The sequence below is a fragment of the Okeania sp. genome, from assembly GCF_983059655.1.
The window spans coordinates 1-4,015 of record NZ_CEZPJD010000730.1 but is presented as its reverse complement, the minus strand read 5'-3'; the positions used below and the strand labels follow the sequence as shown (position 1 = coordinate 4,015).

3 protein-coding genes and 1 pseudogene are annotated in these 4,015 nt (G+C 36.2%); all 4 read left to right on the top strand.

Going from position 1 to position 4,015, the window contains the following annotated elements; genetic code table 11:
* A partial coding sequence (locus tag AC3DU7_RS27465; protein ID WP_488042435.1) for an nSTAND1 domain-containing NTPase occupies nt 1–2,315 on the top strand: 2,315 nt, incomplete at its 5' end.
* Between the two features lie 41 nt (nt 2,316–2,356).
* Entirely contained in the window at nt 2,357–3,502 is a 1,146-nt protein-coding gene (locus AC3DU7_RS27460) for an RNA-guided endonuclease InsQ/TnpB family protein (RefSeq protein WP_488042434.1), read from the top strand.
* A gap of 60 nt (nt 3,503–3,562) precedes the next feature.
* Nucleotides 3,563–3,628, top strand: a pseudogene (locus AC3DU7_RS27455) (hypothetical protein); the annotation flags it as partial.
* Nucleotides 3,626–3,946: a WD40 repeat domain-containing protein gene (locus AC3DU7_RS27450; protein ID WP_488042433.1), complete on the top strand. Its 321-nt coding sequence runs from the start codon at nt 3,626–3,628 to the stop codon at nt 3,944–3,946. The pseudogene AC3DU7_RS27455 and the gene AC3DU7_RS27450, both read left to right, overlap by 3 nt.
* Nucleotides 3,947–4,015 lie beyond the last annotated feature (69 nt).

Genomic DNA, 4,015 nt, shown 5'->3' with positions numbered 1-4,015 from the left:
GGCAGACGAGTGAGTCTGTTTATCAAACAGTTTTAGAGAGTGGGGCAGGAATATTTTTAGATAATACTTTCTTGGGGTTAGAAGAATGTGGTTATCAAGAGTTGTTACGCGCACAGAAAGAGTTGGAAAAACGGGAAGTCATTTTAGAGCAGGAGTTAGAGGCAAATCTAGAATTTGCTTTAGCTAGAGCAGCAGATAATTCTACAGAAGAGGCACGACAGCATTATCAGCGAAGTCTCGAACTTTGGCAACAACTGAATAACCCTGTGCGAGTAGCTCACATTAATTATTATCTAGGCTCATGGTGGCGCAGTTATGGAGTTTGGCATCGGGCTGAACAAGAAAAATCTTACGATCTTGCTTGTTCCTATTATCAGGAGTCGGTAGAAACCTTTGAGAGAGTTAAACGCCCTGACTTGGCAGCTAAGTTTATCAATGCTTGGGGAGTGATTTTACAATATTTGCAGCGTTGGAATGAGTTAGAGAATGTCGCTAATAGAGCAATTAAATTACATCAAAATTATTCTTACCCATTCCGGGAAGCACAGGCTAATGGTTTCATGGCAGAAGTTAAACTCGCAAAAAATGACTACACAGAAGCAAAAAAGTATGCTCAAAAAGCTCTGACAATTTGCAACAACACCTTGAATAATGCGTCTCATTCTACTTCAGACAAAGACAAAATAATTTTAGATTGGGAACGTTTATCTCATCAAGGTTGGTATTTATTTTCTTTAGGAAAAGCAAATAAATGTTTGAGTAAAATCACAGAAGCTATAGAAAATTTGAGTACAGCTATCACAGAAGCAAGAGCTGAATACGATCCAAAACTTTATTTTTCTATATGCAAAGAATTACGAGAGATTTATTTCCAAGAAAAAGACTATTTTACAGCTTTTAAATTCAAGCAACGTCAACAAAAAATTGAACAGGAATTTGGGTTTCATGCGTTCATTGGCGCGAATCGCTTGAGACATAGAAAACAAAATATTAATCCAACTTTTCCTAAGCTTAATCCAAGAAAAGCTACTCAAGAAGTTGCTTCACCAGGAAGACAGTCTGATGTAGAAAAATTGGTAAAAAGAGTGAGAGATAATCAGTGTAAATTAATAGTCATTCATGGGCAATCAGGAGTTGGTAAAAGTTCCATTTTACAGACAGGACTAATTCCTGCTTTAGATCGAAAATTAATTGATACTCGTCGTGTAGTGCTTGTTTTGCACCGAGTTTATGTTGATTGGGTTTCAAGATTGGGAAAAAAATTAGCAGAGCAGCTACAAAAAACTCAAAAATCAGTAGTTAGTTCAGATAATCTTAATTCGACTGAGGCAATTTTAGCTCAGTTGCGAAATAACGCTGAATTGAATCTACTCACAGTTATCATTTTTGACCAATTTGAAGAATTTTTCTTTGAAAATACCGAAATATGGAAGAAACGAGAATTTACTCAGTTTTTCCAAGACTGTTTGAATATTCCCTTTACGAAAATAATTTTATCTCTGCGAGAAGATTATATTCATCATTTATTAGAACTTAATCGTTTGGGTAATTTCGATACTATTGACAATGATATTTTAAGTAAAAATATTCTCTATTACTTGGGAAATTTTTCGCAGAAAAAAGCAAAATTAGTTATTGAAGAATTAACTGAAAATTCTCAATTTCAAATCGATTCAGAACTGATAGAAAAGTTGGTTGCAGACTTAGCTAAAGAGTCAGGAGAAATTCGCCCCATTGAGTTACAAATTGTGGGATCGCAACTACAAACAGACAATATTACTAATCTCGAAAAATATCAAAAATTAGGAAACCATCCTAAAGCAGAATTGGTGGAGCGATATTTAGCACAAGTGGTGAGAGACTGTGGAGTAGAAAATGAAAAATTGGCTTGGTTAGTGTTGTTTGCCTTAACAGATGAAAGTTATCATCGTCCACAAAAAACTAAGGCTGAGTTGGTGAAAGAAGCTGTAGATTTTAATGTAGAAAATTTGGAGTTAGTATTAAAGATTTTTGTTAATTCTGGCTTAGTATTTTTGTTGCCAGATAATCCAACAAACCGTTATCAGTTGGTACATGATTATTTAGTTGCATTTATTCGACAAAGAGAAAGTAGAGAAGCAAAAGGAAAAACTATTGTTATCGATATTGCAGACTCTAGAGGGTCATCGAAAAAGCTCTATAGTGTAGCATTTAGCCCTAATGGAAATACCATTGCCTCTGTTAGTTATGACAAAACAGTGAAATTGTGGTATCGCCATGGGCAATTATTGCAGACTTTTGTGGGGCTAGTAACTGTTGGCTATAATCTGGTATAATATGTGATAATCTATGATAATCTCCCAATTATCTATAATTTATGTTACTTGGATTTAAAACTGAATTACACCCAAATAAACAGCAAAAAACAATGCTGGCTAAACACGCTGGTGTGGCTCGCCATGCCTGGAATTGGGGCTTGTGGTTAACTAAAAACATCCTTAATCACAATTCAAATAATCCTGATAGTAAACTTAAATTTCCTACTGCAATCGACCTGCATAAACTTTTAGTAGCAATGGTTAAACCTAATAACTATTGGTATTATGAAGTATCTAAGTGTGCCCCTCAATATGCTTTGAGGTATTTATCCGTTGCTTGGAAACGTTGCTTTAGCAAAGTGTCTGGCCCACCTAAATTCAAGAAGAAAGGTAGGGATGATAGTTTCACTCTAGATGGGTCAATATCGGTAGGTTTTAATCATATAAAACTGCCCCGAATTGGATTGATTAAAACTTATGAAGTTTTACCAGGTAGTGTCACTCCCAAATCTGTAACTATTAGTAAAAAAGCAGGCCGTTGGTTTGTAAGCTTTAAAATAGACTCAGCTTCCATAATTACTGAGAAGTCAGTAGATGTAGTTGGTGTAGATTTAGGTGTAAAGTCACTAGCAACTCTCTCAACTGGTGAAGTTTTTGTTGGTGCTAAGTCCTACAAAAAATTAGAGGCTAAATTATCTAGACTGCAATACCTGAATCGACACAAAGTCAAGTTTTCAAACAACTGGAAAAAAGCGCAACTTAAGATAGCTCAATTGCATAGCAAAATAGCTAATATCAGAAAAGATACATTGCATAAACTTACTACTTACTTGGCTAAAAATCACAGCCAGATAGTAATAGAAGACCTAAATGTATCAGGCATGATGGCTAACCATAAACTAGCTAAGGCTGTTGGTTCTATGGGGTTTTACGAGTTTCGTAGACAGTTAGAGTACAAATGTCAACTGTACGGCTCTAAGTTAACCATTGTTGATAGATGGTTCCCTAGTTCTAAAACCTGCTCTAACTGTGGAACTGTTAAAGAATCTCTGTCTTTGTCAGAGCGCGTTTTCAATTGCGAACACTGCAATTTTAGCTGCGATCGAGATTTGAATGCAGCATTAAATTTAGCTATGGCGGGCAGTTCGTCCGTGTCAGCTTGTGGACTGGATAACGCCGACGTTGCCAGAAGGAAGCAGGAATAGAACAGATAATCATAGATTTTTAAGATTATCGTAGGTTTCTAAGAACGGCATCAGGATAGGGTTATAGATGTAGCTTTTTGTCCTGATGGAGAGACTATTGCTTCTGCTAGTATTGACAACACTGTGAAATTATGGAACTGTCAAGGAGAATTACTACAGACTTTTGAGGGGCATGAAAATTTGTTTATAGGTGTAGCATTTAGTCCTGATGGAGAGACGATCGCTTCTGCTAGTATTGACAACACTGTGAAATTATGGAACTGTCAAGGAGAATTACTACAGACTTTTGAGGGGCATGAAAATTTGTTTATAGGTGTAGCATTTAGTCCTGATGGAGAGACGATCGCTTCTGCTAGTGATGACAAGACCGTAAAGTTGTGGAGATATTTACCCATAGAAGATTTAACTAACTATGGTTGCGAGTGGTTAAATGATATCAATTAAGCAACGCCTCTTTATCTTTCCTCCTGCCTCCTGCCTTCTGCCTTCCTTAATTAAGCTGCTAATATTTGT

Coding starts and splice junctions, on each gene's coding strand:
- AC3DU7_RS27460 (WP_488042434.1), top strand. CDS start 2,357: ATGTTACTTGGATTTAAAACTGAATTACACCCAAATAAACAGCAAAAA.